The organism is Streptomyces sp. T028, from assembly GCF_048159505.1.
Classification (GTDB): Bacteria; Actinomycetota; Actinomycetes; order Streptomycetales; family Streptomycetaceae; genus Streptomyces.
Genome location: NZ_JBLRVZ010000012.1, coordinates 294440 through 320123, shown reverse-complemented (window position 1 = coordinate 320123; position 25684 = coordinate 294440). Strand labels below are relative to the sequence as shown.

General features: G+C 70.0%; 19 protein-coding genes and 1 pseudogene. 9 read left to right on the top strand and 11 right to left on the bottom strand.

Going from position 1 to position 25684, the window contains the following annotated elements:
• Positions 1-22 precede the first annotated feature (22 nt).
• The 4 genes from ACLZN2_RS13790 to ACLZN2_RS13775 form a co-directional block, all read right to left on the bottom strand.
• Positions 23-1963 carry a S53 family peptidase gene (locus ACLZN2_RS13790; protein WP_416978720.1) on the bottom strand — a complete coding sequence of 647 codons (1941 nt, stop codon included), beginning with the start codon at positions 1961-1963 and terminating at the stop codon, positions 23-25.
• A 110-nt stretch (positions 1964-2073) separates the two neighbouring features.
• Positions 2074-3051 carry a hypothetical protein gene (locus ACLZN2_RS13785; protein WP_416978719.1) on the bottom strand — a complete coding sequence of 326 codons (978 nt, stop codon included), beginning with the start codon at positions 3049-3051 and terminating at the stop codon, positions 2074-2076.
• Between the two features lie 32 nt (positions 3052-3083).
• A complete protein-coding gene (locus ACLZN2_RS13780; RefSeq protein WP_416978718.1) occupies positions 3084-3710 on the bottom strand; it encodes a DUF305 domain-containing protein in 627 nt (208 codons plus the stop codon).
• A complete protein-coding gene (locus tag ACLZN2_RS13775) occupies positions 3707-4372 on the bottom strand; it encodes a DUF3105 domain-containing protein (protein WP_416978717.1) in 666 nt (221 codons plus the stop codon). The genes ACLZN2_RS13780 and ACLZN2_RS13775 overlap by 4 nt, the downstream gene beginning before the upstream one ends.
• Before the next feature lie 159 nt (positions 4373-4531).
• Here ACLZN2_RS13775 and ACLZN2_RS13770 point away from each other — a divergent pair, with 159 nt between their 5' ends.
• The gene (locus ACLZN2_RS13770; protein WP_416978716.1) at positions 4532-4966 is read left to right on the top strand and encodes an RrF2 family transcriptional regulator; all 435 of its coding nucleotides are present in this window, start codon (positions 4532-4534) and stop codon (positions 4964-4966) included.
• 31 nt (positions 4967-4997) lie between these two features.
• Here ACLZN2_RS13770 and ACLZN2_RS13765 read toward each other — a convergent pair whose 3' ends face one another.
• Complete coding sequence (locus ACLZN2_RS13765) at positions 4998-5522, bottom strand: GNAT family N-acetyltransferase (RefSeq protein ID WP_416978715.1); 525 nt, start codon at positions 5520-5522, stop codon at positions 4998-5000.
• A 68-nt stretch (positions 5523-5590) separates the two neighbouring features.
• A complete protein-coding gene (locus tag ACLZN2_RS13760) occupies positions 5591-6781 on the bottom strand; it encodes a globin domain-containing protein (RefSeq protein ID WP_416978714.1) in 1191 nt (396 codons plus the stop codon).
• 381 nt (positions 6782-7162) lie between these two features.
• On the opposite strand from ACLZN2_RS13760, the gene glnA reads away from it, so the two are divergent.
• Positions 7163-8524, top strand: a complete 1362-nt coding sequence (glnA, locus tag ACLZN2_RS13755; RefSeq protein ID WP_416978713.1) for a type I glutamate--ammonia ligase — start codon at positions 7163-7165, stop codon at positions 8522-8524.
• Between the two features lie 73 nt (positions 8525-8597).
• Entirely contained in the window at positions 8598-9680 is a 1083-nt protein-coding gene (locus tag ACLZN2_RS13750; RefSeq protein ID WP_416978712.1) for a S8 family peptidase, read from the top strand.
• Between the two features lie 31 nt (positions 9681-9711).
• On the opposite strand, the gene ACLZN2_RS13745 is transcribed toward ACLZN2_RS13750, so the two are convergent.
• Positions 9712-10158, bottom strand: a complete 447-nt coding sequence (locus tag ACLZN2_RS13745) for a VOC family protein (RefSeq protein ID WP_416978711.1) — start codon at positions 10156-10158, stop codon at positions 9712-9714.
• A gap of 36 nt (positions 10159-10194) precedes the next feature.
• Positions 10195-10728: a pyridoxamine 5'-phosphate oxidase family protein gene (locus ACLZN2_RS13740; protein ID WP_416978710.1), complete on the bottom strand. Its 534-nt coding sequence runs from the start codon at positions 10726-10728 to the stop codon at positions 10195-10197.
• A 141-nt stretch (positions 10729-10869) separates the two neighbouring features.
• On the opposite strand from ACLZN2_RS13740, the gene ACLZN2_RS13735 reads away from it, so the two are divergent.
• A complete protein-coding gene (locus tag ACLZN2_RS13735; RefSeq protein ID WP_416978709.1) occupies positions 10870-13875 on the top strand; it encodes a bifunctional [glutamine synthetase] adenylyltransferase/[glutamine synthetase]-adenylyl-L-tyrosine phosphorylase in 3006 nt (1001 codons plus the stop codon).
• 184 nt (positions 13876-14059) lie between these two features.
• Here the strand turns inward: ACLZN2_RS13735 and ACLZN2_RS13730 are convergent, their stop codons facing one another.
• Positions 14060-14920, bottom strand: coding sequence for a phosphatase PAP2 family protein (locus ACLZN2_RS13730; RefSeq protein ID WP_416978708.1), 861 nt, complete (start codon positions 14918-14920; stop codon positions 14060-14062).
• A 148-nt stretch (positions 14921-15068) separates the two neighbouring features.
• Positions 15069-16103 (bottom strand): LacI family DNA-binding transcriptional regulator, encoded by a 1035-nt coding sequence (locus ACLZN2_RS13725; RefSeq protein WP_416978707.1) that lies wholly within the window; start codon positions 16101-16103, stop codon positions 15069-15071.
• Between the two features lie 393 nt (positions 16104-16496).
• Here ACLZN2_RS13725 and ACLZN2_RS13720 point away from each other — a divergent pair, with 393 nt between their 5' ends.
• The 5 genes and pseudogenes from ACLZN2_RS13720 to ACLZN2_RS13700 all read left to right on the top strand — a co-directional run bounded on the left by ACLZN2_RS13720 (position 16497) and on the right by ACLZN2_RS13700 (position 23424).
• A complete protein-coding gene (locus ACLZN2_RS13720) occupies positions 16497-17771 on the top strand; it encodes an extracellular solute-binding protein (protein WP_416978706.1) in 1275 nt (424 codons plus the stop codon).
• Between the two features lie 123 nt (positions 17772-17894).
• Entirely contained in the window at positions 17895-18899 is a 1005-nt protein-coding gene (locus tag ACLZN2_RS13715; protein ID WP_416978705.1) for a carbohydrate ABC transporter permease, read from the top strand.
• Between the two features lie 14 nt (positions 18900-18913).
• Complete coding sequence (locus ACLZN2_RS13710) at positions 18914-19837, top strand: sugar ABC transporter permease (protein WP_416978704.1); 924 nt, start codon at positions 18914-18916, stop codon at positions 19835-19837.
• Between the two features lie 239 nt (positions 19838-20076).
• A pseudogene (locus ACLZN2_RS13705) lies at positions 20077-21823 on the top strand (glycoside hydrolase family 13 protein).
• Positions 21824-22044: 221 nt separating this feature from the next.
• Positions 22045-23424 carry an alpha-amylase gene (locus tag ACLZN2_RS13700; RefSeq protein WP_416978703.1) on the top strand — a complete coding sequence of 460 codons (1380 nt, stop codon included), beginning with the start codon at positions 22045-22047 and terminating at the stop codon, positions 23422-23424.
• A gap of 10 nt (positions 23425-23434) precedes the next feature.
• Here the strand turns inward: ACLZN2_RS13700 and ACLZN2_RS13695 are convergent, their stop codons facing one another.
• Positions 23435-25501 (bottom strand): carbohydrate-binding module family 20 domain-containing protein, encoded by a 2067-nt coding sequence (locus tag ACLZN2_RS13695; RefSeq protein ID WP_416978702.1) that lies wholly within the window; start codon positions 25499-25501, stop codon positions 23435-23437.
• Positions 25502-25684 lie beyond the last annotated feature (183 nt).

Here is a 25684-nt window from a genome sequence, read left to right as displayed (position 1 = left end):
CACCCCACGCCCCCGGCACTCGTCAGCGCCTGCGGTACGACTCGACGTAGCCGTTCGCGGGCGTGCCCACGCCGGTGACGTCGTCGTAGCCCTTCACCGCGGACAGCGAGCTGTCCTTGCCGAGGCTGCGGACGGAGGTCAGCAGGCCGTCGGCGGCGTCGTAGCCGTTGGCGAAGTCGACGCGGGCCACGGCCAGGCCCGACCCCGTCGGGTTGTCCGTCACGTCGTGGTACGCCTTCGACCCGTACTTGGCGTAGATCGACGGGTTGGCGAAGCCGATCGCCTTGCCGCCGCGCGCCTCCTGGGCCAGGGCCTGGACGGCCGCGATGACCGGCGCGGCCAGCGAGGTGCCGCCGATGCGGTACTCGCTGTACTGCGCGGACCCGTCCGGGAAGGTCTGGGTCTGGCCGACCTTGAAGCCGGTGTTCGGGTCGGCGATCGCCGAGATGTCCGGGACGACCCGGTTGCCGGCCGCGTTGTTGGCGGTGGCCAGCGCGTTCGGGACGACGTTCTTCTGGTAGTACGGCTCGGCGACGGTCCTGCTGGTGCCGCCGCCCGCGCCCGAGGTGAACGCGCCCGGGAAGTTCGTCCAGCTCTTGCCGTCGTCCGACAGCATCGCCTTCTCGGTGCCCCAGCCGGTCTCCCACAGGTACTTGTCGCCCTTGCCGACCGCCAGCGAGGTGCCGCCGACCGCCGTCACCCAGGCCGAGTTGGCCGGGGTGTCGACCTGCTTCGTGCCGGTGTTCGCGACCTCGTCGCCGCTGTCGCCGGAGGAGAAGTAGAAGCCGATGCCCTCGACCGCGCCGAACTGGAAGACCTGGTCGTAGGCGGCCGCCAGGTCCGGCGTCTGGTTGGCCTCGATGTCGCCCCAGGAGTTGGAGACGATGTCGGCCAGATGGTTGTCGACGATCTTGCTGAGCGCGTCGAGGAAGTCGTCGTCGTAGCAGGACGCGGCGCCCACGTACGTGACGTTCGCGGCCGGCGCGACCGCGTGCACGGCCTCGACGTCGAGGGTCTCCTCGCCGTACCAGCCGGCCGCCCCGCACTCCTCGGTCCTGGTGTAGTTCTTCGGCAGGACCTGGGTCAGCTGGCCCGTCCTCCAGGCCGCGTCGCCGTGCTTCTTCGCGTAAGTAGCCGCGTCGAAGGCGATCGTCGGCGAGGCGTACGCGTCGGTGATGGCGATGCGCACCCCCTGGCCGGTGTAGCCGCCCGCGCCGTAGGCGGCGCGCAGCTGCTTGCCGGTGTAGCCCTCGACGGCGTACGGGATCTTCGTGCCGTACGCGTCCGGGAGGGTGCTCGCGATGTTCGAGCCGTAGTACGAGGAGAACGGCCCGGAGTTCTTGAACACCGCGTCCGGCGGCGGGAGCTGGTCCTTGCTGCTCGCCCTGTGCGGCGCGTTGTCCAGGCCGGTGACGGTCAGGACGGCACCGTCGAGGCTCGCGGGCGCCGAGGCCGACTTCGAGGGCGCGCGGTAAGTCTTCGAGCCCTTGGTGTAGTTGTGCAGCTGGGTGCCGAACGCCTTCTCGGCGGCGGCGACATCACCACTCACGGAGACGTAGTGCTGCGTGGTGCCGGTGACCTTCAGACCGGCCGCCGTCAGCCACGCCTTGACCGCGGCCACCTGGGCCTTGGTCGCCCCGAAGCGGGCCTGCGCCTGCCGGGCGGAGAGGTACTTGCCGTACGCGGGGGAGCTCGGCTCCGACACCGCCTTCGCGTAGGCGGCGAGGCCGTCCGCGTTCCGGCCCGCGAGGTAGACACGGGCGTTGAGCCGGGCGCTGTTCGAGGTAGAGCCCTGGTCCGCCTTGGCCGTCGCCCACGCGGGCCTGGTCCCGGCCAGCGTGTCACGGGCCGGACCGTCCGCGGCGTGCGCCGCGGGTATGCCGAGCGCGAGCGCACCGGCGATCATGGGCAGTGTCGCCGCCATGCTCACCCCGGCGCGCAGCGCGGCACGTTTGGATCTCATGGGACCCCCTGTAGGTGGTTCGACGCGAGTAGATCACTCGCCCCGGCCACTCTGTCCCTGAACCGTTCATGCCAGGGGAATGCGAAGCCCAAGAAGACGCCAAGTCACGTTCAGGGGTGCGGATTGTGGTTGGCTTCGAGCCGTGCGCGCATCTCGTCGTGGGCGCGGGCGGAGTGCGGATTGCCGGGGTCGTGCATCCACAGCAGATAGGAGTAGAGGGCCGCGACGCACAAGTCCCGCTGCCGGTACGGCGCGTCGTCGACGAGCCTGAGGTCGGGCGAGACCTCCCGGATGGTGCCCTCGGCGGTCGTGTACAGCGGATGCCAGACCAGGCTGATCTCCCGCCCGGCCTGTTCGTGCAGTTCCCGCATCCGCCGCAACTGCGGGATCTCCTGGTCCTGCAGGACGCTGTCGGGATCGTGCGCCCGGATGAAGATGTGCACGGGGCCGGTCGCCCGCTGCACGAACGCCACCGACAGCAGGTTCCACAGGGGCCCGATGAGCGAGAAGTTCGGGTGCAGTCGGAGGCTGTTGATCACCTGTCCGAGGTTGGAGTGTTCCAGCGTCGTATGGCCCTTGGCGCTCGCGTAGTCGTTGACGTCGAGCCCGCCCGACCACAGCCCCATGGTGGGCGTGTCGATGCGCAGATGGTCCCCGACCAGGTCGACGACCTGCCGGTACCAGTCGTTGCCGGAGCGCCGCTCACGCCGTTCGGATCGTGAAAGCCCGGCGTCGCTCAGGGAGTTCTCCACCGCCTCCTGCTGCCGTATGCCGCCCATGAGGAGCTGCCACACGGCTTCCAGGGTGTCCCGGCCGAATCCCGCCTGCCGCATGAGGATCTGGAACAGCGGCCATTCGGGGTGCTCGACGGGACGCTCGGCGTAGCGGGCCGCGTCGCCCCAGGAGACCTGGGTGTCCTGGGTGTCCTGGGTGTCCTGGGTCCGTTCCGCGATCGCGCGCGCCACGGCGGCGTTGCCGGCGGCGCGTTGCAGCGCCAGCATCCGGCCGGCCGCCCCGGAGGGGGCCGTGGCCCGCCCCGCCTGTGCCGCCCTGTCCTGTCGGTCGCCCGGTAAGTCGTGCGCGCGCACCGCCGTCCTCTCGGATGTTTTCCCGGGCCCGTCTACCGGGCCTTCGCTCCCCGTTCCTTCAACATGTCGGCCATCAGCCGGATCTCCGACTCCTGCGCGTCGACCATGCCCTGCGCGAGCCGCTTCTCCACCCCTACGGTGCACTTGGCGACGCACCCCTCGGCCATGTGGATGCCGCCCTTGTGGTGATCGGTCATCAGCTGGAGGTAGAACACCTCGGCCTGCTTGCCGTTCAGCGTGCCCAGCTTCTTCAGCTCGGTGTCGGTGGCCATGCCCGGCATGAGCGCGCCGTCCTCGCCGTCGGCCATGTCACCCATGCCCATCCAGGTCATGGGCCCGTCGGACGACACCTTCGGCAGCGCCCACAGATCGAGCCAGCCGAGCAGCATCCCGCGCTGGTTGGCCTGCGTCTGGGCGATGTCGTAGGCGAGCCGTCGCACCTCCTCGTCCGTCGTCCGGTCGCGCACGATGTACGACATCTCGACGGCCTGCTGGTGATGGACGGCCATGTCCCGGGCGAACCCGGCGTCGGCGGAGTCCGCGGACGGGACCGGGACGGTGCCCGTGCCCCCGTCGTCCGCGGCGACGGCGTAGGTGATCGCGCCGGCCGCGACGAGCACCGCCGCCGCGGCCGAGGCGATCCAGGGCGCCTTCCTCACTTCATCGTCCCGCCCGTGCAGGAGGCACCCGGCTCCGGCGTCTGCTCGCCCTGCACGAACTTCTCGAGGAACGCGTCGACGGCCGGGTCGTCCGCGCCGGTCACCGTGCGCTGCTTGCCCCAGGCGCTGAGCATGATCGGATCGGCCTGCTTGTCGTCCGGGCTCATGAACGTGTACGGCGTCTTCTTCACCTTCGCCGCGAGCGCGTCCACGTCGGCCTTGTCCGCCTTGCTCGTGTACGTCACCCAGACCGCGCCGTGCTCCAGCGCGTGCACGGCGTTCATGTTGTTCACGGCCTCGGTGTAGACGTCGCCGTTGCAGTTCAGCCAGACCGGGTCGTGGTCACCGCCGACCGGGGGTTCCATCGGGTACTTCACGGTCTTGGCGACATGGGTGCGCCCCAGCGTGCCCTTCCAGGTCTTCACACCGTCCGAGCCGGTGACCCAGTGCCCGGAGGCCTTGGAGTCGGACGCGGTGGAGGAGTCGTCGCCGGACTGCGACTTCACGACGAACACCCCGCCGACGACGAGCGCGGCGACGGCGACGACGCTGCCGGTGATCACGAGGATCCGGTTGCGCCGCTCGCGGGCCTGCTGGGCCCGCCGCATCTCTTCTATGCGCGCCTTGCGCGCGGTGCTGCCGGTCTGGTCGGCGGAACCCATGAGACCTGTCCTTCTGGGGGAAAGGGGCGGACGGTAGGGGTGTTGCGGGTGGTGTCCAGCGGGTCCACTGATCGTAAGGGGGAGGAGAGGGAATGGCGTAGGCACCCGCCAGCCGCTCAATAATTTGAAGCCGAGATACGCATTATCTACGCTTCTCCCATGCGGCTGCTGCGATCCACCGACCTGGCCCTGCGCGTGCTGATGCGTCTGGCGGTCGCGGGTGAGACCACCCCGACGACCCGCGAGGTGGCCGCCGCGATGCAGGTCCCCTACACCCACGCGGCCAAGGTCGTGGCCGAGCTCCAGCACCTGGGCCTCCTGGAGGCCCGCCGGGGCAGGGGTGGCGGCCTCGCGCTGACCGAGAAGGGCCGTACGGCGTCCGTGGGCGGCGTCGTCCGCACCTTCGAGGGCGACGGCGACGTCGTCGACTGCGAGGGCTCCACCCCCTGCCCCCTGAACAGGGCCTGCCGCCTGCGCGGAGCCCTCCGCCGGGCCCAGGAGGCATTCTTCGCCACCCTCGACCCGATCACGGTGGCGGACATCGTCGCGGAACCGACGGGACCGCTGCTGCTGGGGATCCCGGGGCCGGTGTGACACCCGCCCGCGGCGTCCGCGGGGACCGGGGTCAGTCCCAGGTGGCGTCGACGTAGCCGAGGCGGCGGTTCATCTCGATGGCCGCGTGGTTGGCGGGGTGGTGGACGGTGCGGACGCGGGGCACGCCGCAGCGGACGGCGAAGCCGATGCCGAGGATCTTCATGGCGATGGAGAGCCCCCGGCCGCGGTGGCCGGCCCGGACACCGGTCATCTCGTTGACGACGAAACCCCGGGCGCGGTGGTCCGAGGACGCGGCCAGCCCGCACCAGGTGTCGCCGTCGAGCGCGAGCACGACACCGTGCGGGTCGAAGGAGGGGACCTCCAACCTGCGGCTGACGTATTCGTCGTACGTGTGGAACTCGCCGCGCTCCGGGATGTCGGCCGAGCACTCCTTGTTGAGGTCGTAGAGGGCGCGCCGGTGGCGCGGGGTGTCGCCGAGCTCGGCCAGGGTGGTCAGGTGGAGCCCGGCGTCCCGGCAGCGCCGCACGTACGGTTCGAATCGCGCGGCATCGAATGCGGTGACGTCGAGCTCCAGCCTGACCCAGTCGATCGGCACGGTGGGGATCCTCCGGATGGTGAGGGCCGTTTCGGTGGAGCTTCCCCCGGCCGGGGCGGCCGATGCGCTCAGGCCGCCGCCAGCCACAGGTCCGGGCCGAACACCTCGTAGTGGATGTCCGACGGCGCGACCCCCTTCTCGATCAGCTGGGAGCGGACCGCGCGCATGAAGGGGAGCGGGCCGCACAGGTACGCGCGCGTGCCCGCCGCGACGGAGACGTCCGTGAGGTCGACCAGGCCCTGGCCGGCGCCCTCCGGGGCCTCCCGCTCGTACCAGAGGTGCACGGACGCCTCCGGGAGCTTCGCCGCGTACGCCTCGTGGTCGGCGCGCAGGGCGTGGGTCGTGGGGGAGCGGTCCGCGTGGACGACGGTGACCGGGGCGCGGTGGCCGCCCGCCGCCAGGTCCGCCAGCATCGCGACCATCGGGGTCACACCGATACCGGCCGAGGCCAGCAGCAGGGGCGTGCCGGCGGCGGCCTCGTCGAGGACCAGGTCGCCGTACGGCTCCGACAGTTCGAGTACGTCACCCTCGCGCACGCGCGCGTGGAGGTGGTTCGAGACCTCGCCCTCCGGGTCCGTGTCCGCACCGGCGACCCGCTTGACGCTGAACTGCCGTACGGCGGAGTCCGGCGCGCCCGACAGGCTGTACTGGCGTATCTGGCGGGCGCCGTCGGGGAGCGTGACGCCCACGGAGACGTACTGCCCGGCGCGGAAACCGCGCACCGTCCCGCCGTCGACCGGGCGCACCCGGAAGGTCACGACGTCGTCGGTCTCCACGATCCGCTCGACGACCTCCCAGGGCCGCAGTCCGGCGTCGCCGCTCTCCTCGTACAGCCGCTTCTCGACGGCGATGAGCGCGTTCGCCATCAGCCAGTAGACCTCGTCCCAGGCCGCCGCGACCTCGGGCGTGACGGCATCGCCGAGCACCTCGACGATGGCGGCGAAGAGGTGTTCGTGGACCACCGGGTACTGCTCCGGAGCCACGCCGAGCGAGGCGTGTTTGTGGGCGATACGGCTCAGCATCGCGTCGGGGCGCTGGTCCGGGTTGTCCACCAGGTGCGTGGCGAACGCGGCGATGGAGCCGGCGAGGGCCTGCCGCTGGGTTCCGGCGGCCTGGTTGCCGCGGTTGAAGAGATCCCGCAGCAGCTCGGGGCGGGCGGCGAAGAGACGGGCGTAGAAACGCTCGGTGATCTCGCCGATGGCCGCGCCGACGACGGGGAGGGTGGCGCGGACGGTGGCTGCGGACGACTCGGACAGCATCGGGGCTCCTTGTGGCTCGACCGAACGACTCGGTGGACGGAACGGCCGGATCCCCGGGCCCGGTGGATCGGATCGACCATGGGAAACGCTAGTGAAACTTGCATCTGAGATTCAAATTTAACGGCCGTGGTGTCCGTCACTCAGGAGCACTCAGGAGCACTCAGGGGTCGAACCGGCCATTACGGATGTCGGTGCGAACAGGCAAGATGGACGCCAGAGCAGTACACCTGGCGTACGAGAGCCGTTCAGGCCGAGGACGCCGGCGAGATCAGGGTCCGCAACGTGCGTGAAATGCTGTTGTGGTGTGATGCCCAGGTGCCCGACCGCCTCTCACGGGACGAGGAACAGGCGGCCTGACCAGCAAGGATGGGGAAGCGGAAGATGGACAAGCAGCAGGAGTTCGTGCTCCGGACGCTCGAGGAGCGCGACATCCGGTTCGTACGCCTGTGGTTCACGGACGTGCTGGGCTTCCTCAAGTCCGTCGCCGTGGCCCCGGCCGAGCTGGAACAGGCCTTCGACGAGGGCATCGGCTTCGACGGCTCCGCGATCGAGGGCTTCGCCCGGGTATACGAGTCCGACATGATCGCCAAGCCGGACCCCTCCACCTTCCAGGTGCTGCCCTGGCGCGCCGAGGCCCCCGGCACCGCGCGGATGTTCTGCGACATCCTCATGCCGGACGGCTCCCCGTCCTTCGCCGACCCGCGCTATGTCCTCAAGCGCGCCCTCGCCCGCGCCTCCGACCTGGGCTTCACCTTCTACACCCACCCGGAGATCGAGTTCTTCCTGCTGAAGGACCGCCCGCTGGACGGCTCGCGCCCGACGCCCGCCGACAACTCCGGCTACTTCGACCACACCCCGCAGAACATCGGCATGGACTTCCGCCGCCAGGCGATCACCATGCTGGAGTCGATGGGCATCTCGGTCGAGTTCTCCCACCACGAGGGCGCCCCCGGCCAGCAGGAGATCGACCTGCGCTACGCCGACGCGCTCTCCACCGCCGACAACATCATGACGTTCCGCCTGGTCATGAAGCAGGTCGCGCTGGAGCAGGGCGTCCAGGCGACCTTCATGCCCAAGCCGTTCTCCGAGCACCCCGGCTCCGGCATGCACACCCACCTCTCCCTCTTCGAGGGCGACCGCAACGCGTTCTACGAGTCGGGCGCCGAGTACCAGCTGTCCAAGGTCGGCCGCTCCTTCATCGCGGGCCTGCTGAAGCACGCCGCCGAGATCGCCGCCGTCACCAACCAGTGGGTCAACTCCTACAAGCGCATCTGGGGCGGCTCCGAGCGCACGGCGGGCGCCGGCGGCGAGGCCCCGTCCTACATCTGCTGGGGCCACAACAACCGCTCGGCCCTGGTCCGCGTCCCGATGTACAAGCCCGGCAAGACCGGCTCCGCCCGCATCGAGGTCCGCTCCCTCGACTCCGGCGCCAACCCCTACCTGGCGTACGCCATGCTCCTCGCCGCCGGCCTCAAGGGCGTCGAGGAGGGCTACGAGCTTCCGCCGGGCGCCGAGGACGACGTCTGGGCCCTCTCCGACGCCGAGCGCCGCGCGATGGGCATCGAGCCCCTCCCGCAGAACCTCGGCGAGGCCCTCGCCCTGATGGAGCGCAGCGACCTCGTCGCCGAGACCCTCGGCGAGCACGTCTTCGACTTCTTCCTGCGCAACAAGAAGCAGGAGTGGTACGAGTACCGCTCCGAGGTCACCGCGTTCGAGCTGCGGAAGAACCTGCCGGTGCTGTAGCGGCGGGAACCGGCCACCCCCGGTGGACGTCTTGTGCGCTGACTGTGTGCGAGACAGGACATCGGGGGACGTCGTGACACGGAACGTGACGAAGGCCGGGCTTGCGGTGGTGGCCATGGCGATGGTGCTCGCGGCCTCGGCCTGCGGTGGGGAAGCCGGGGCGGCGGCCACCGGGGGCGGGGTGCCGTCCGGCTCGGCGGCGGCGTCCGGCTCGGCGGCGGCGTCCGACGGTGGCCTGGAGAAGCTGGCCGCACCGGCCGCAGCCGCGCGCGTCACCCGGAACGTGCCGTGGAACCTGGACATCCTGGACCAGCGGTCGCGGCCCCTGAACGGGAAGCTCACCACCACCGCCACGGGCAAGGGCGTGCACGTCTATGTGATCGACACCGGGATGGACATCGCCCACAAGGAGTTCGGCGGACGCGCCCGCCTCGGCGCCGACTTCGTGGGCCCGAAGGACTCCGGTGACTGCTTCAGCGAAGAGGGGACCGGCCACGGCACGTTCGTCGCGGGCGTCATCGGCGGGGCGAAGTACGGGGTGGCGCCCAAGGCGGAGCTCGTACGGGTCCAGGGCGTCCTGTGCGAGAGCGGGGGCGGCGGTTCGTCGGCGGCGGCCGAGGCGGCCCTGGTGAAGTCGGTCAAGTGGGTCACCGCGCACGCGAAGAAGCCCGCCGTGGTGAACATGTCGCTCAACCTCGACCACCGCTCGGCGGCCCTGGAGTCCGCCGTGAAGAAGATGGTCGACGCGGGGATCCCGACGGTGGTGTCGGCCGGCAACTTCAACGACGACGCCTGCAAGCACTCCCCGGCCGGTGTCCCCGGCACGATCGTCGTGGCGGCGTCCACCTCCAACGACCGCGCCTGGAGCGACGGCGGCTCCTACGGGTCGGGCTACGGACGGTGCGTGGACCTGTACGCCCCCGGCCAGAAGGTGACCGCCGCCCTCGCCGGCGGCGGCACCTACACGGAGAACGGCGGCGCGACGTCCTGGGCCGCGCCGCACGCGACCGGCGTGCTCGCGCTGTACCTGTCCGCACACCCCCACGCCACGGCCCGCGAGGCCCACGTCTGGCTCGACCGCACGGCCACCCGGGGTGTCGTACGCGGTGTCCGCTCCGGCACCCCCAACCGGCTCCTCAACACCGGCGGCATCTGACCCGCCCCGGCTGCCGAAGGGGGCGGCCGGGTCAGGTGGTCTGCCGGGCCAGGTCCGTCAGGACCTGGTGCAGGGGTTCCGTCGCGCGGCGGCGGTACTCCTGGATCGACCAGCCGTTGCCGTCCGGGTCGGTGAAGTACATGAAGGTGGCGCCGTCGTCGGGGGTGAAGCGGACCGGCTCGGAGACCTCCAGGCCCCGCTCCAGCAGTTCCGCGCGGGCGGCGTCGATGTCGGCCACGCACAGCTGGAGGCCCTGGTAGGAGCCGGGTTCGGGGCGCGGACCCTTCACCGCCTCCCAGATGGTGTCGCCCAGCGCGATCGAGCAGCCCGAGCCCGGCGGCGTCAGCTGCACGATCCGCATGCCGGGCATGACCTCCTGGTCGATGTCCACGTGGAAGCCGGCCTTGTCGCGGTAGAAGTCACGGGCCCGGTCGATGTCACTGACGGGCAGCGGGATCACTTCGAGCGTGTACTGCATCCTCGTCCTCCCAAGCGTCAGCCTCAGTCGGAAGCCTCAGCCGAACCGCCACCGCGTCTGGCTGAACGGCTCCCCCTTACCGAAGCCGAAAACCGTCCGCGGCGCCACCCCGAAGACCAGGGCGTGCCCGCCCCCGTGGTGGAAGAAGCCGTCCCGCACCTCGAAGTGCCAGAAGCTGCCGTACTTCGCCTCCCAGGCCGCCGCCAGCTCACGCAGCCGTCCGTCGTCGGTGACCCGGGCGGCCTCGCCCTCGACCACCAGGTCGTATCCCTCGTCCCAGGCGGGTGTGCCGGTGGTCAGCGTGACGTGCGGATTGTGCGCGAGGTTTCTCGCCTTGCGCTCCTCGGGGCCCGTGCAGAAGTACAGGCACCCGGCCGACCAGACCGCCGGCAGCGGGGTGACATGCGGCCGTCCGTCGGGCCGTACCGTCGAGATCCAGAACAGCTCCGCCGCCGCGAGGAGCGCCTGTGCGCGAGGCCAGGGTGTCGCGGTGGCCGCCGGATCGCTGTAGCGCTCGTCCAGCCGGGTCCGGGGCGGTGGCGGGGGTGTCGTGGTGCGCAGGTCGCTCATGGGGGCCTCCTGAAGTCGTCCCTCTCCAGGAGAGACCCGCCGCGCCGCCGGAACTCATCGCTCCTCACCCCGGCGCTTCCCCCGGACTCTCCGGTTACGCTCAAGTGCGTACGACCTTGATCGGAGTCGAGGAGGCCGGGGATGACGGCGGCGCCGGGGCGCAGGAGCAGTACCTTCACGCGGCTGCTGCGGCACGGATTCACGGACATCTCCGCCGCCGAGCGGCTGCTGGAGGGGCCCGAGCTGTCGCCGGTGCGCAGTGATCCCATCCTGCTGGAGGCGCTGGGCGCGACCGCCGACCCGGATCTCGCGCTGCGCGGTCTCGTACGGCTGCTGGAGGCGCAGTCCGATCACACGGCTCTGCGGGGACTGCTGGACACGCTGATAGCGGCCAAGCCGCTGCGGGACCGGCTGCTCGGGGTGCTGGGGGCGTCCGCCGCGCTCGGGGAGCATCTGGCCCGGCACCCACGGGACTGGGAGGCGCTGGTCACCTATGAGCCCCGGGACCTGCATCCCGGGGTGGAGGAGTTCGAACGCGGGCTCGCGGAGGCCGACGATCCGGTGGCGCTGCGGGTCGCCTACCGGCGCTGTCTGCTCTCGATCGCCGCCCGGGACGTCTGCGGGACCACGGACGTCGCCGAGACCGCCGCCGAGCTCGCCGACCTCGCCACCGCCACCCTGCGGGCGGCGCTGCGGATCGCGATGGCGGCCGCCCCGCAGGACGCCGCGCTGTGCCGGCTCGCCGTCATCGCCATGGGGAAGTGCGGCGGGCACGAGCTGAACTACGTCTCCGACGTCGACGTCATCTTCGTGGGGGAAGCCGTCGAAGGGGCCGACGAGGGCAAGGCGCTGCGCGCCGCCACCAAACTGGCCTCGCACATGATGCGGATCTGCTCCGAGACCACCGTGGAAGGCTCCATCTGGCCCGTCGACGCCAATCTGCGCCCCGAGGGCCGCAACGGGCCGCTCGTGCGGACGCTCAGCAGCCATCTCGCCTACTACCAGCGATGGGCCAAGACCTGGGAGTTCCAGGCCCTGCTCAAGGCCCGGCCCGTGGCGGGCGACCTGGCCCTCGGCACCGAGTACGTCGCCGCCGTCGAGCCGCTGGTGTGGAAGGCCGCCGAGCGGGAGAACTTCGTCGTCGACGTGCAGAAGATGCGGCGCAGGGTCGTCGAGAACATCCCGGCCGCCGAGGTCGAGCGCGAGCTGAAGCTCGGGCCCGGGGGACTCCGGGACGTCGAGTTCGCCGTACAGCTGCTGCAGCTGGTGCACGGCCGGTCCGACGCCTCGCTCAGGAGCGGGACCACCCTGGACGCTCTTCAGGCGCTGGCCGCGGGCGGGTACGTCGGGCGCGCCGACGCCGTCCAGCTCGACGACGCCTACCGGTTCCTGCGGTCCATGGAGCACCGGATCCAGCTGTACCGGCTGCGCCGCACCCATCTCGTGCCCGAGGCCGAGGACGATCAGCGGCGGATCGGGCGGTCGCTGGGGCTGCGGACCGATCCCGTGGCGGAGCTGAACCGGGAGTGGAAGCGGCACGCGGCCGTCGTCCGGCGCCTCCACGAGAAGATCTTCTACCGGCCGCTGCTCGACGCCGTCGCCCAGCTTGCCACCGGCGAGGCCCGGTTGAGCCTGGAGGCGGCCCGCGAGCGGCTCGTCGCCCTCGGCTACGCGGACCCCGCCTCCGCGCTGCGGCACCTGGAGGCGCTCGCCTCGGGCGTCACCCGCAAGGCCGCCATCCAGCGCACCCTGCTGCCCGTGCTGCTCGCCTGGTTCGCCGACTCCGCGGACCCGGACGCCGGTCTGCTCAACTTCCGCAAGGTGTCCGACGCGCTGGGCAAGACTCCTTGGTATCTACGGCTGTTGCGGGACGAGGGGGCCGCCGCCGAGAACCTCGCCCGGGTGCTGTCGGCCGGGCGCCTCGCCCCCGACCTGCTGCTGCGCGCCCCCGAGGCGGTCGCGCTGCTCGGTGACGGCGACGGCGACGGGGGCGGGCTCCAGCCGCGCGGGCGGGCCCAGCTGGAGCAGGAGATCCTGGCCACGGTGGGGCGCGCGGAGAACGCCGAGCAGGCGGTCACCGCGGCCCGCGGGGTGCGTCGGCGGGAGCTGTTCCGTACGGCGGCGGGGGACATCGTCAGCTCGTACGGCACCGAGACGCAGCCTGCCGAGCCCGACCAGGGGGCGCTCGTGGACCGGGTCGGCGCCGCCGTGTCCGATCTGACGGCGGCCACCCTCGCGGGGACGCTGCGGGCCGTGGTGCGGGAGGGTTGGGGGGACACCCTGCCCACCCGGTTCGCCGTGATCGGCATGGGCCGGTTCGGGGGCCACGAACTCGGCTACGGATCGGACGCGGACGTCCTGTTCGTGCACGAGCCGAGGGAGGGCGTCGACGAGCGGGAGGCCTCCGAAACCGCCAGCCGGGTCGTCGCCGAGATGCGCCGGCTGCTGCAGATCCCGAGCGCGGATCCGCCGCTGCTGGTCGACGCCGATCTGCGGCCCGAGGGGAAGTCCGGGCCGCTGGTGCGGACGCTGAAGTCGTACGAGGCCTACTACCGGCGCTGGTCGCTCGTATGGGAGTCGCAGGCGCTGCTGCGGGCCGAACCCGTCGCGGGCGACGAGGAGCTGGGGCGGCGGTTCATCGAGCTGGTCGATCCGCTGCGGTACCCGGCGGAGGGGCTCGGGGAGGACGCCGTACGGGAGATCCGGCGGCTGAAGGCCCGGATGGAGTCGGAGCGGATGCCGCGCGGCGCCGACCCCAAGCTGCACACCAAGCTCGGGCCGGGCGGGCTGTCCGACGTGGAGTGGACCGTGCAGTTGCTGCAGCTGCGGCACGGCTGGGCGGAGCCGGGGCTGCGGACCACACGGACCCGGCAGGCCCTGGGCGCCGCCTGCGCGGCCGGGCTCATCTCGGCGGAGGACGCGGAGACCCTCGACGAGGCGTGGGTGCTGGCCACACGCGTGCGGAACGCCGTGATGCTGGTCCGGGGGCGCGCGGGGGACACGTTCCCCTCGGAGAGCCGCGAGCTCACCGCCGTGGGGCGCTACCTGGGGTACGGACCGGGGCGTGTGGGGGAGCTGCTGGACGGCTATCGGCGCACGGCCCGGCGGGCCCGGGGAGTCGTGGACCAGTTGTTCTACGGGGTGTGACGGGGTGTGACGGCCGACGCCGGTGCGGTACCGAGCCGGCGGCGCCCCCTCGTCTGCCGTCCGCGCGCGGCGAACGCGGCCGCGCCGCGACGGTGCTCAGCCATGACGGCGGTCTTCGGCGGTGCCGAACCGCCGTCCGCCACTGACGTCACCGGCCCCGCCGCCCGCAGGGCCGTCCGCAGGGCTACGCCTTGGTGGGCAGGAGGCTTATGGTCCGGTTCCTCGCGGGTGCTCGCCTCGGCAGGGTGTACGGCAGGCTGCCGTACCACAGGCCCGCCACCGTGAAGCCGAAGGTGAGGCAGATGACGCCGCCGACCGCGTCGAGCCAGAAGTGGTTGGCGGTGGCCACGATGACCACGAGGGTGGCCGCCGGGTAGAGCAGGCCGAGGATCCGTACCCAGGGCAGCTTGGCCAGGGCGAAGATCGTCAGGCCGCACCACAGGGACCAGCCGATGTGCATGGACGGCATCGCGGCGTACTGGTTCGACATGTGCTTGAGGTCGCCGGAGGCCATCGAGCCCCAGGTCTGGTGGACCATGACCGTGTCGACGAAGTGGCCGTCGGTCATCAGCCGCGGGGGTGCCAGCGGATAGAAGTAGTAGCCGACCAGGGCGACCGCGGTGGTGGCGAAGAGGACCAGGCGCGTCGCGGCGTAGCGGCCGGGATGGCTGCGGTAGAGCCAGACCAGGACGGCCAGCGTGATGATGAAGTGCAGCGTCGCGTAGTAGTAGTTCATGCCCACGATCAGCCACGTCATCGAGTTCACGGCGTGGTTGACCGACTGCTCGAAGGCGAGCCCGAGGTGGTGCTCCATGCGCCAGATCCAGTCCGCGTTGCGCAGGGCCTCGGAGCGCTGCTCGGGGACGGCGTTGCGGATCAGTGAGTACGTCCAGTAGCTCACCGCGATGAGCAGGATCTCGAACCAGAGGCGGGGCCGGCGCGGGGCGCGCAGCCCGTCGAGACGGCGTCGCCGGGTCCCGGCCGCGACGGGCTGTGGAACGGCCTGGTCACGGCCTTCCAGCGGCGTCACGGTCGAGTCACCCATGGACACAAAGTCTGCCAGAAAAGCCTTCTTGGCCCGATCATCCTCCGGTCGGGTTGCCCCCGCATGTTCTACGGCGGACGAACCCATCGTCTCCTACCGGCGCAGGTGAGGAAACCCCCCTTTCCTCCACCCTGGGGACGATCCGGTCCTAGGGGCGATTCCGTTCCCCAGGGGCCGAAGCGGTCGAACCGCGCACCACCAGTTCCGGCATGAACACGAACTCGCTGTGCGGCGCGGGCGTCCCGCCGATCTCCTCCAGCAGCGTACGGACCGCGGCCTGGCCCATCGCGGGGACCGGCTTGCGGATCGTGGTGAGGGGCGGGTCGGTGAAGGCGATCAGGGGGGAGTCGTCGAACCCGACCACGGAGATGTCCTGGGGGACCGCGAGGCCCTTCTGCCGGGCCGCCCTTATCGCGCCGAGCGCCATCATGTCGCTGGCGCAGACGATCGCCGTACAGCCCCGGTCGATCAGGGCCGTGGTCGCGGCCTGGCCGCCCTCCAGGGTGTAGAGGGAGTGCTGGACCAGCTCCTCCTCGATCGCCTGCGGGGTCAGGTTCAGCTGGTCCTGCATCGCGCGGACGAACCCCTCGATCTTGCGCTGCACGGGCACGAACCGCTTCGGACCGAGGGCGAGTCCTATACGGGTGTGGCCGAGGGAGACGAGGTGGGTGACCGCGAGCGTCATCGCCGCCCGGTCGTCGGGGGAGATGAAGGGCGCCTGGACCTTCGGGGAGAAACCGTCGACCAGCACGAAGGGCACGCCCTGCGCGCGCAGCTGCTCGTAGCGCTGCATGTCGGCCGTGGTGTCCGCGTGCAGCCCCGAGACGTAGATGATGCCGGCGACCCCGCGGTCCACCAGCATCTCGGTCAGCTCGTCCTCCGTGGAGCCGCCCGGCGTCTGGGTGGCGAGCACCGGTGTGTAGCCCTGGCGGGTCAGCGCCTGCCCGATGACCTGGGCCAGGGCCGGGAATATCGGGTTCTCCAGCTCCGGTGTGATGAGGCCGACGAGACCCGCGCTGCGCTGCCGCAGCCGGACCGGACGTTCGTAGCCCAGCACGTCCAGTGCGGCGAGCACGGACTGGCGGGTGGTGGCGGCGACGCCAGGCTTGCCGTTGAGGACGCGGCTGACGGTCGCTTCGCTCACCCCCGCCTGCGCGGCGATGTCGGCAAGCCGTGTGGTCACAGACGTGGACTGTACCGGCCAGGTGTCGCCTTGCACACCAATCGGACGCCGCGGCCGACCTGTGGGCCTGCCTCGTCCGGGCTGCTGCGTCATCGCGCTCCCTCGTGGTCCTTCATGAAAGTTGATGGCAAGAGCTTGCAGAGTCTTGCACAGGCCGCCCTGCCGTGCTCGACGGGCGTAAACAAGCGTCTCACGGCGGTCGCCGTCCGGTCACGCCCGGATAACTTCCCGGCCGTCTTGCAAATTTTTGCTGCAAGGACTTTCGCGCCGCTTGCAACGCTGTTACGTTCGGCCACGCCCGACGGCGGCATCGGCGCCCTCGGCGAAGCGGCAGGGACGGTGGACGGGACCGCCCCCTGTGGCTACACGGGCATTCACCCTCAAGGAGAACTCATGCGGCGTGGCATAGCGGCCACCGCGCTGGTGGCGTCCCTCGCCCTCGCGGCGACGGCCTGCGGCGGAGACGACAGCGGCAGCGACAACTCGAGCGGGCCGGTCACCATCACCTGGTGGGACACCTCCAACGCCACCAATGAGGCGCCGACGTACCAGGCCTTGGTCAAGGAGTTCGAGGCCGCCAACAAGGACATCAAGGTCAAGTACGTCAACGTGCCCTTCAGCCAGGCACAGAACAAGTTCGACACCGCCGCCGGTGCCTCCGGCGCCCCGGACGTGCTGCGCTCCGAGGTCGGCTGGACCCCCGCCTTCGCCAAGAAGGGCTACTTCCTGCCGCTGGACGGCACCGAGGCCCTCACCGACCAGGCCAAGTTCAAGTCCAACCTGGTCGAGCAGGCCAAGTACGAGGGCAAGACGTACGGTGTGCCGTTCGTCACCGATACCCTCGCGCTCGTCTACAACAAGGCGCTCTTCGAGAAGGCCGGCATCACCGAGGCCCCGAAGACCTGGGACGACCTCAAGACCGCCGCCGCCACCATCAAGGCGAAGACCGGCGTCGACGGCTACTGGGGCTCCACCCAGGCCTACTACGCCCAGACCTTCCTCTACGGCGAGGGCACCGACACCGTCGACGCCGACGCCGAGAAGATCACCGTCAACTCGGCGGAGGCCAAGAAGGCGTACGGCACCTGGCTCGGCCTGTTCGACGGCAAGGGCCTGCACAAGGCCGACGTCACCGCCGACGCCTACTCCCACATCCAGGACGCCTTCGTCAACGGCAAGGTCGCCGCGATCATCCAGGGCCCCTGGGAGATCACGAACTTCTACAAGGGCACCGCCTTCACGGACAAGGCCAACCTGGGCATCGCCACCGTCCCGGCCGGCTCCACCGGCAAGGCGGGCGCCCCGACCGGCGGCCACAACCTCTCGGTCTACGCCGGCTCGGACAAGGCCCACCAGGCCGCCGCGCTGAAGTTCGTCAACTTCATGACGTCCGCGAAGTCCCAGTCGACCATCGCGCTGAAGAACTCCACCCTGCCGACGCGCGACGACGCCTACACCACCGAGGTCAAGGCCGACCCGGGCATCGCCGGCTACGGCACGGTCCTCGCCGCCGCCCAGCCGCGCCCCGCGCTGCCGGAGTACAGCTCCCTGTGGGGCCCGCTCGACACCGAACTGCCCAAGATCGCGGGCGGCAAGGAGACCCTCGACAAGGGCCTGAGCACCGCTGAGACCGCCATCGCCAAGCTGGTGCCGGACTTCAGCAAGTGAGCCCCGCGTGGCCGCCGGATCCCTGCAGCATGGGGGAGGGATCCGGCGGCCACCGGCCTGTGCCCCGTACCCGCCCCTGATCCGCAGCTCCTGATCTGCAAGCTTCGAGAAGGTTGTCGAACCATGACCGTCGCCATCGACCGCGCGACCGGCAAGCGCCGCGGTGACCGTGAGCCAGGGCCCGGCCTGGGCGGGCGCCTGAGGCGGGGCTTCCACAAGCACTGGTACGCCTACGCCATGATCGCCCCGGTGGCGGTCGTCCTCGGCGTCCTCGTGCTCTACCCCCTGGCGTACGGCCTCTACCTCACCCTCACCGACGCCAACAGCCTCAACACCGCGCGCACGATCGGCGTCAACCACATCGACGCCACCTACAAGTTCATCGGCCTCGACAACTACGCCGACATCCTCTGGGGCCCCACGGCGTACGACCGCTTCTGGTCGCACTTCATCTGGACGATCGTCTGGACCGCCCTCTGCGTCACCCTGCACTACACCATCGGCCTCGGCCTCGCGCTGCTGCTCAACCAGAAGCTGCGCGGCCGCACCCTGTACCGGCTGATCCTGGTCCTGCCCTGGGCGGTGCCCACCTTCGTCACCGTCTTCGGCTGGCGCTTCATGCTCGCCGACGGCGGGATCATCAACTCCGCCCTGGACGCCCTCCACCTGCCGACGCCCTCGTGGCTGGAGGACACCTTCTGGCAGCGGTTCGCCGCGATCATGGTCAACACCTGGTGCGGTGTGCCGTTCATGATGGTCTCCCTGCTCGGCGGACTGCAGTCCATCGACGCCTCCCTCTACGAGGCGGCCGAGATGGACGGCGCGAGCGCCTGGCAGCGGTTCCGCTACGTCACCCTCCCCGGCCTGAGGACCGTCAGCTCCACCGTCGTCCTGCTCGGCATCATCTGGACCTTCAACCAGTTCGCCGTGATCTTCCTGCTGTTCGGCAACACCGCCCCCGACGCGCAGATCCTCGTCACCTGGGCGTACTACCTCGGCTTCGGACAGCAGCCGCGTGACTTCGCCCAGTCCGCCGCCTACGGCATCCTGCTGCTGGCGATCCTGATCGTCTTCACCTCCTTCTACCGCCGCTGGCTGGGCCGCAACGAGCAGCAGCTCGCGATCTGAGGCAGGAGTTCATCATGAGTACGACCACCGCTCCCACCCCCGCCTCGGCCCCGGTGAGCAAGGAGAGCCCCGTGAAGGCATCGAAGACACCGCGCCGGGCCCGCCGCCGCGGAGAGACCGGCCTCGCCGGCTCCCTCGTCTCCCACGGCCTTCTCACCGTCGCCAGCCTGATCGCGCTGTTCCCGATCCTCTGGCTGACCTACCTGTCCCTCGGCCCGGACAAGGACGACTACCTGCACCCGGGCGGCATCTGGGACAAGATGACGTTCGACAACTACACGTTCGTCCTCGAACACACCAAGTTCTTCGACTGGCTGAAGAGCTCGCTCATCGTCACCCTCGGCACCACGGCGATCGGCGTGCTCATCGCCGCCACCACCGGCTACGCCGTCTCCCGCATGCGCTTCCCCGGCTACAAGAAGTTCATGTGGGTGCTGCTGGTCACCCAGATGTTCCCGGTCGCCGTCCTGATGGTGCCGATGTACCAGATCCTCTCGGACCTCAAGCTCATCGACAACTACTTCGGCCTGATCCTGGTCTACTGCACGACGGTCATCCCGTACAGCGCATGGCTGCTCAAGGGGTACTTCGACACCATCCCCTTCGAGATCGACGAGGCGGGACGCGTCGACGGGCTCACCCCGTTCGGCACCTTCTTCCGGCTGATCCTGCCGCTCGCCAAGCCCGGCCTCGCGGTGGCCGCGTTCTACAACTTCCTCACCGCCTTCAGCGAGGTCGCCTTCGCCTCGACGTTCATGCTCAGCGACGACAAGTACACCCTTGCCGTCGGTCTGCAGTCCTTCGTCAGCGAGCACGACGCCCAGCGCAATCTCATGGCCGCGACCGCGGTGCTGATCGCGATACCGGCCGCCGCGTTCTTCTATCTCGTCCAGAAGAACCTGGTTACCGGCCTGACGGCGGGCGGCACGAAGGGGTGACCGCCGGTTTGGCCGCCATGTGCCGTCGTGTGTCTGCGGCGCCGTTGTGGCTGGTCGCGCAGTTCCCCGCGCCCCTTTGGGGCGCTGCAGACTCCCGTGCGTCAAGCCGCGCGGGTGGCGGCCGTGGGGTCCTCCCCCAGAGGGGGGACCCCCAGACCCCGCTGACCCCGCGGCCGCCTCATTCCCCCGCCGCCGTCTGAATCTCTGACCCAATGACCCCGTTACGTACCAAGGACGCCATGAGCCAGCAGCACTCCGCAGCCCCGGCCCCGAACCCCACCTCCGCAGCGGCCGTCGCCACCGTCGGCAAGCGCCGTGACTGGTGGCGGGACGCGGTGATCTACCAGGTGTACCCGCGCAGTTTCGCCGACAGCAACGGCGACGGAATGGGCGACCTGGAAGGCGTACGCTCCCGCCTGACGTACCTGCGCGACCTCGGCGTGGACGCCGTGTGGCTCAGCCCCTTCTACGCCTCCCCGCAGGCCGACGCCGGCTACGACGTCGCCGACTACCGCGCCGTCGACCCGATGTTCGGCAACCTGCTCGACGCCGACGCCCTGATCCGCTACGCCCGTGAACTCGGCCTGCGCATCATCGTCGACCTGGTCCCCAACCACTCCTCCGACCAGCACGAGTGGTTCAAGCGGGCGGGGGGGGGGGGGGCGGGGGGCCCCCCCCCCCCCCCCNTCCGACCAGCACGAGTGGTTCAAGCGGGCGGTCGCGGAGGGGCCGGGTTCCCCCCTCCGCGACCGCTACCACTTCCGCCCCGGCAAGGGGAAGAACGGCGAACTCCCGCCCAACGACTGGGAGTCCATCTTCGGCGGCCCGGCGTGGACACGTCTCGACGACGGTGAGTGGTACCTGCATCTCTTCGCACCCGAGCAGCCCGACTTCAACTGGGAACACCCGGCGGTCGGCGACGAGTTCCGCTCGATCCTGCGCTTCTGGCTGGACATGGGAGTCGACGGCTTCCGTATCGACGTCGCCCACGGCCTGGTCAAGGCGGCCGGACTCCCCGACCTGGGCGCCCACGACCAGCTCAAACTGCTGGGCAACGATGTCATGCCGTTCTTCGACCAGGACGGCGTCCACGACATCTACCGCCAGTGGCGGCTGATCCTCGACGAGTACTCCGGCGAGCGCATGTTCGTCGCCGAGGCCTGGACGCCGACCGTCGAGCGCACCGCGAACTACGTCCGCCCGGACGAGCTCCACCAGGCCTTCAACTTCCAGTACCTGTCGACGGAATGGGACGCGGAGGAACTCCGTACGGTCGTCGACCGCACCCTGGAGGCCATGCGCCCCGTCGGCGCCCCGGCGACCTGGGTCCTGTCCAACCACGACGTGACCCGCCACGCCACACGCTTCGCCAACCCGCCCGGCCTCGGCACCCAGATCCGCACCGCGGGCGACAGGGAACTGGGGCTCCGGCGGGCGAGGGCCGCGACCCTCCTGATGCTGGCCCTGCCCGGCTCGGCCTACGTCTACCAGGGCGAGGAACTCGGCCTGCCCGACGTCGTCGACCTCGCCGACGAGGTCCGCCAGGACCCGGCCTACTTCCGCGGCGCCGGCCAGGACGGCTTCCGCGACGGCTGCCGGGTGCCGATCCCGTGGACGCGGGAGGGTACGTCGTACGGCTTCGGCTCGGGCGGCAGCTGGCTGCCCCAGCCGGCGGAGTGGGCGGAACTGAGCGTCGAGGCCCAGCAGGGCGTGCCCGGCTCCACCCTGGAGCTCTACCGCTCCGCCCTGCACCTGCGCCGCACCCAGCCCGACCTGGGCGCGGGCGACGCGGTGGAGTGGCTGAAGGCCCCCGAGGGCGTCCTCGCCTTCCGCCGCGGCGAGTTCGTCTGCGTGGCGAACACCTCCACCGAATCGGTCCGCATCCCGTCCTACGGCCGCGTCCTCCTCACCAGCGGCGAGCTGGCCGAAACGGACGGCGAGGCCAAACTCCCCGCCGACACGACCGTGTGGTGGACGACGGCCTGACGGCCCCCTGCACCGGGCCCGCCGCTCTTGGGGGAGCGGCGGGCCTTCGTCGTTCCCGCCGACGGGGACAGCGCCTGACTGACGGTGCGTCAATCCATGACTTCTCGCATTTCTTTCACGCCGCCCCCTGCCGTTCTCGGCCATCGCACCCTTAACATCGCGCCACCGCAAGGTTTCTGAAAGATTGCAGCAAGAACCTTCAACGGAGAAGGAACCCCCACATGGTCAGCAGCAGAACCCTTTCGGGCGCCGTCGCCCTTGCCGCCGGAGCGGCCCTCATGGCCCCCGCGACCGCCGCCCACGCCACCCCGCCCGGCACCAAGGACGTCACCGCCGTCCTGTTCGAGTGGAACTTCGCCTCCGTCGCGAAGGAGTGCACCAACGCCCTCGGTCCGGCCGGCTACGGATACGTCCAGGTCTCCCCGCCCGCCGAGCACATACAGGGCTCGCAGTGGTGGACGTCGTACCAGCCGGTCAGCTACAAGATCGCCGGGCGGCTCGGCGACCGCACCGCGTTCCAGAACATGGTCGACACCTGCCACGCGGCAGGTGTGAAGGTCGTGGTCGACACGGTCGTCAACCACATGTCGGCGGGCAGCGGCACCGGCACCGGCGGCTCCTCGTACACGAAGTACGACTACCCGGGCCTGTACTCCTCCTACGACTTCGACGACTGCACCTCCCCGGTGACCAACTACACCGACCGCTGGAACGTCCAGCACTGCGAACTCGTGAACCTCGCCGACCTGGACACCGGCGAGGAGTACGTCCGCAAGGCCATCGCCGGTTATATGAACGACCTGCTCACCCTCGGCGTCGACGGCTTCCGCATCGACGCGGCCAAGCACATCGACACCGCCGACCTGGCGAACATCAAGTCCCGGCTGACGAACCCGAGCGCGTACTGGAAGCAGGAGGTCATCTACGGCTCCGGCGAGGCCGTCCAGCCCACCGAGTACACCGGCAACGGGGATGTGCAGGAGTTCCGTTACGCCTACGACCTCAAGCGGGTCTTCAACTACGAGAACCTCGCCTACCTGAAGAACTACGGCGAGGGCTGGGGCTACATGAGCAGCTCCGTCGCCGGTGTCTTCGTCGACAACCACGACACCGAGCGCAACGGCTCCACCCTCAACTACAAGGACGGCGCCAACTACACCCTGGCCAACGTCTTCATGCTGGCCTACCCCTACGGCGCCCCGGACATCAACTCCGCCTACGAGTGGTCGGACGTGGACGCGGGCCCGCCCAACGGCGGTACGGTCAACGCCTGCTGGCAGGACGGCTGGAAGTGCCAGCACGCCTGGCCGGAGATCATCCGCATGGTCGCCTTCCGCAACGCCACCCGCGGCGAGGCCGTCAGCGACTGGTGGGACAACGGCGGCGACGCCATCGCCTTCGGCCGGGGCGGCAAGGGGTACGTCGCCATCAACCACGAGAGCGGCTCCCTGACCCGGACGTACCAGACCTCCCTCGCGGCGGGGACGTACTGCAACGTGCAGAACAACACGACGGTGGCGGTGAACTCCAACGGACAGTTCACCGCCACCTTGGGTGCGGGCACGGCGCTCGCCGTCTACGCGGGCAAGTCGAGCTGCTGAGCGGGGCGCACTACTTCCAGGTGTCGCTCGTGGTGTATCCGGACGAACTGCCCGTCGTGTACGAGCGGTTCGTCCCGGACTCCCAGGTCACGGTCCCGGAGCTGTCCTTCTTGATGAACTTGTACTCGAACGCCGTGCTCTTCGGGACGATCACCGTCCTGCTCCACGTCGGGTACGACGCCGAGGACAGCGGGATCGCGTCGGCGGTGTTCCACGAGCCCAGGGAGGCGATGGAGCCGACGACGTAGACGTTGGTGCCCCAGGTCGTCGTCGCGTTGACGTTGAAGGTGACGTCGGTGGCGCTCGCGGTGGCCACGTTCCAGGAACTGTCGACCGTGATCGCCGAAGTCGTCGTGGTCGCCGTCCTGTTGGCGTTGGACTCCCAGGTCACATTGCCTGAGCTGTCCTTCTTGATGTACTTGAACTCGAAGGACGTGTTGATCGGCACGCTCACTTCCCCCGACCAGATCGGGTACCCCGTCGACGACAGCTGGATCGCCTGCGAGGTGTCCCAGGAGCCGAGGGCCGCGATGGAGCCGACGACGTAGACGTTGGTACCGGAGGCCGTCGCGGCGTACTCGTTGAAGGTGGCCGTGACCGTCGAGGTGCCGTCGTCCGGGTCCTCGCAGGTCGTGCAGGGTGTGAACTCGCCGTCGTAGAAGGCGATCGCGCTCTTCGCCGGGATGGTGAGGGTCGCGTTGCCGCCCGAGACCGTGACCGTGGTCGAGCCGTTGTCCGTGACGTTGGCGTACGTGCCGTCGGCCATGCCCGTCGCGAAGGTGTACGTCGCGGAGGACGAGCCGTTGTTGAGGGCCACGTAGCCCGCGGTGCCGCGGGCGAAACCGATCACGCTGGACGACTTCGTCGACCAGTTGGTCACCGACTCGGAGCCCACCGCGTTGTGCCACTTCACCATGCCGGTGATCGCGGTGTCGCGCTGGAGGCAGTACCAGCCGTTGGAGCAGTCCGTGTCGGTCACGAAGCCGCTGGAGTTCGGCGGGGCCTGGTCCGAGGTGGAGAACTCGAAGCCGGAGTAGACCGTCGGCGTCGACCACTTGTAGGCGAGCTGGAAGACGTTGGCGAGGCGATAGGTGTCGCCGTCCTTGTAGCTCATGTGCAGGCCGTTGCGCTCGGTGTCGTGGTTCGTCACGAAGGACACCGAGCCCGCGGGGGTCAGGACCCCGGACGAGGACAGGGACTCCAGGTCCGAGACGTTCCCCTGGAACGCCGACTTCAGCTTGCTCGCGTAGGTGAAGTCGAGGACGTCACCCGAGGCGTAGTAGTCCGAGGCGGCGGGCGTCGAGCCCGGGTACACCTCCTGGAAGACGTACGGCGTCGAACCCGACGTCGTGCTGGTGAGCTTCGCCCGGATCGCGTTCAGGTCGGCCACCGGGATGTGCTTGGCCGCGTCGATCCGGAAGCCGTCGACGCCCAGCGCGATCTGCTTGTTCAGGTAGGCCGCGATGCCGGAGCGGACGTCGTCGTCCTCGGTCTCCAGGTCCGGCAGGCCCAGCAGCTCGCAGTTCTGGATCTCGGTCAGGTTCGACCAGTCGTCGATGATCAGGTCGGAGTCGCTGCACTCCGTCGAGGTGTGGAAGTCGTCCGGGTCCCAGTCCGGGGTGTCGTACTTGTTCGTCAGGGTCGTGCCGTCGTATCCCGTGCCGGTCTGCGCGGCCGTGTGGTTGATCACGGCGTCCGTGTAGACCTTCACACCGGCGGTGTGGCAGGCGCTCACCATCGACGCGAACTCGGCCGCCGTACCGAAGCGGCCGTTGAGGTTGTACGAGTACGGCTGGTAGACGTCCCACCAGTAGTAGTTGGTCTGCTTCAGGGACTCGGCGGGCGGGGCGACCCACACCGCGCCGTAGCCGTTCGGACCGAGCACGTTCGTGCACTCGGAGGCCACCGAGTCCCAGTTGTAGGACCAGAGGTTGGCGATCACATCGCCGGAGGTCGTGGCGTCCGCGTGGGCGGCGGTGGCCGGCAGCGCGACGGCGCCGGCGAGGGCCAGGGTGGCGGCGGCCGCGGCGGTGGCGGCGCGCCGCAGGACACCCGGCGGATGGTGTCTGATGGTCATGTGCGGCTCCGGAAACGGGGGTTCTGGATTCAACAACCCGTGACAGTGCGGCAGTTGAGAAGGGCACGTCAAGGTCCCCGGTGAAAGTTCTTGCTGTGACTTGCAAGACTCTTGCTGTAAGCCTTTCGGTGGCGATACGGTCGCGCGGGGTCGGACCCAAGAGAGCCGCCATCGCTAGGAGTT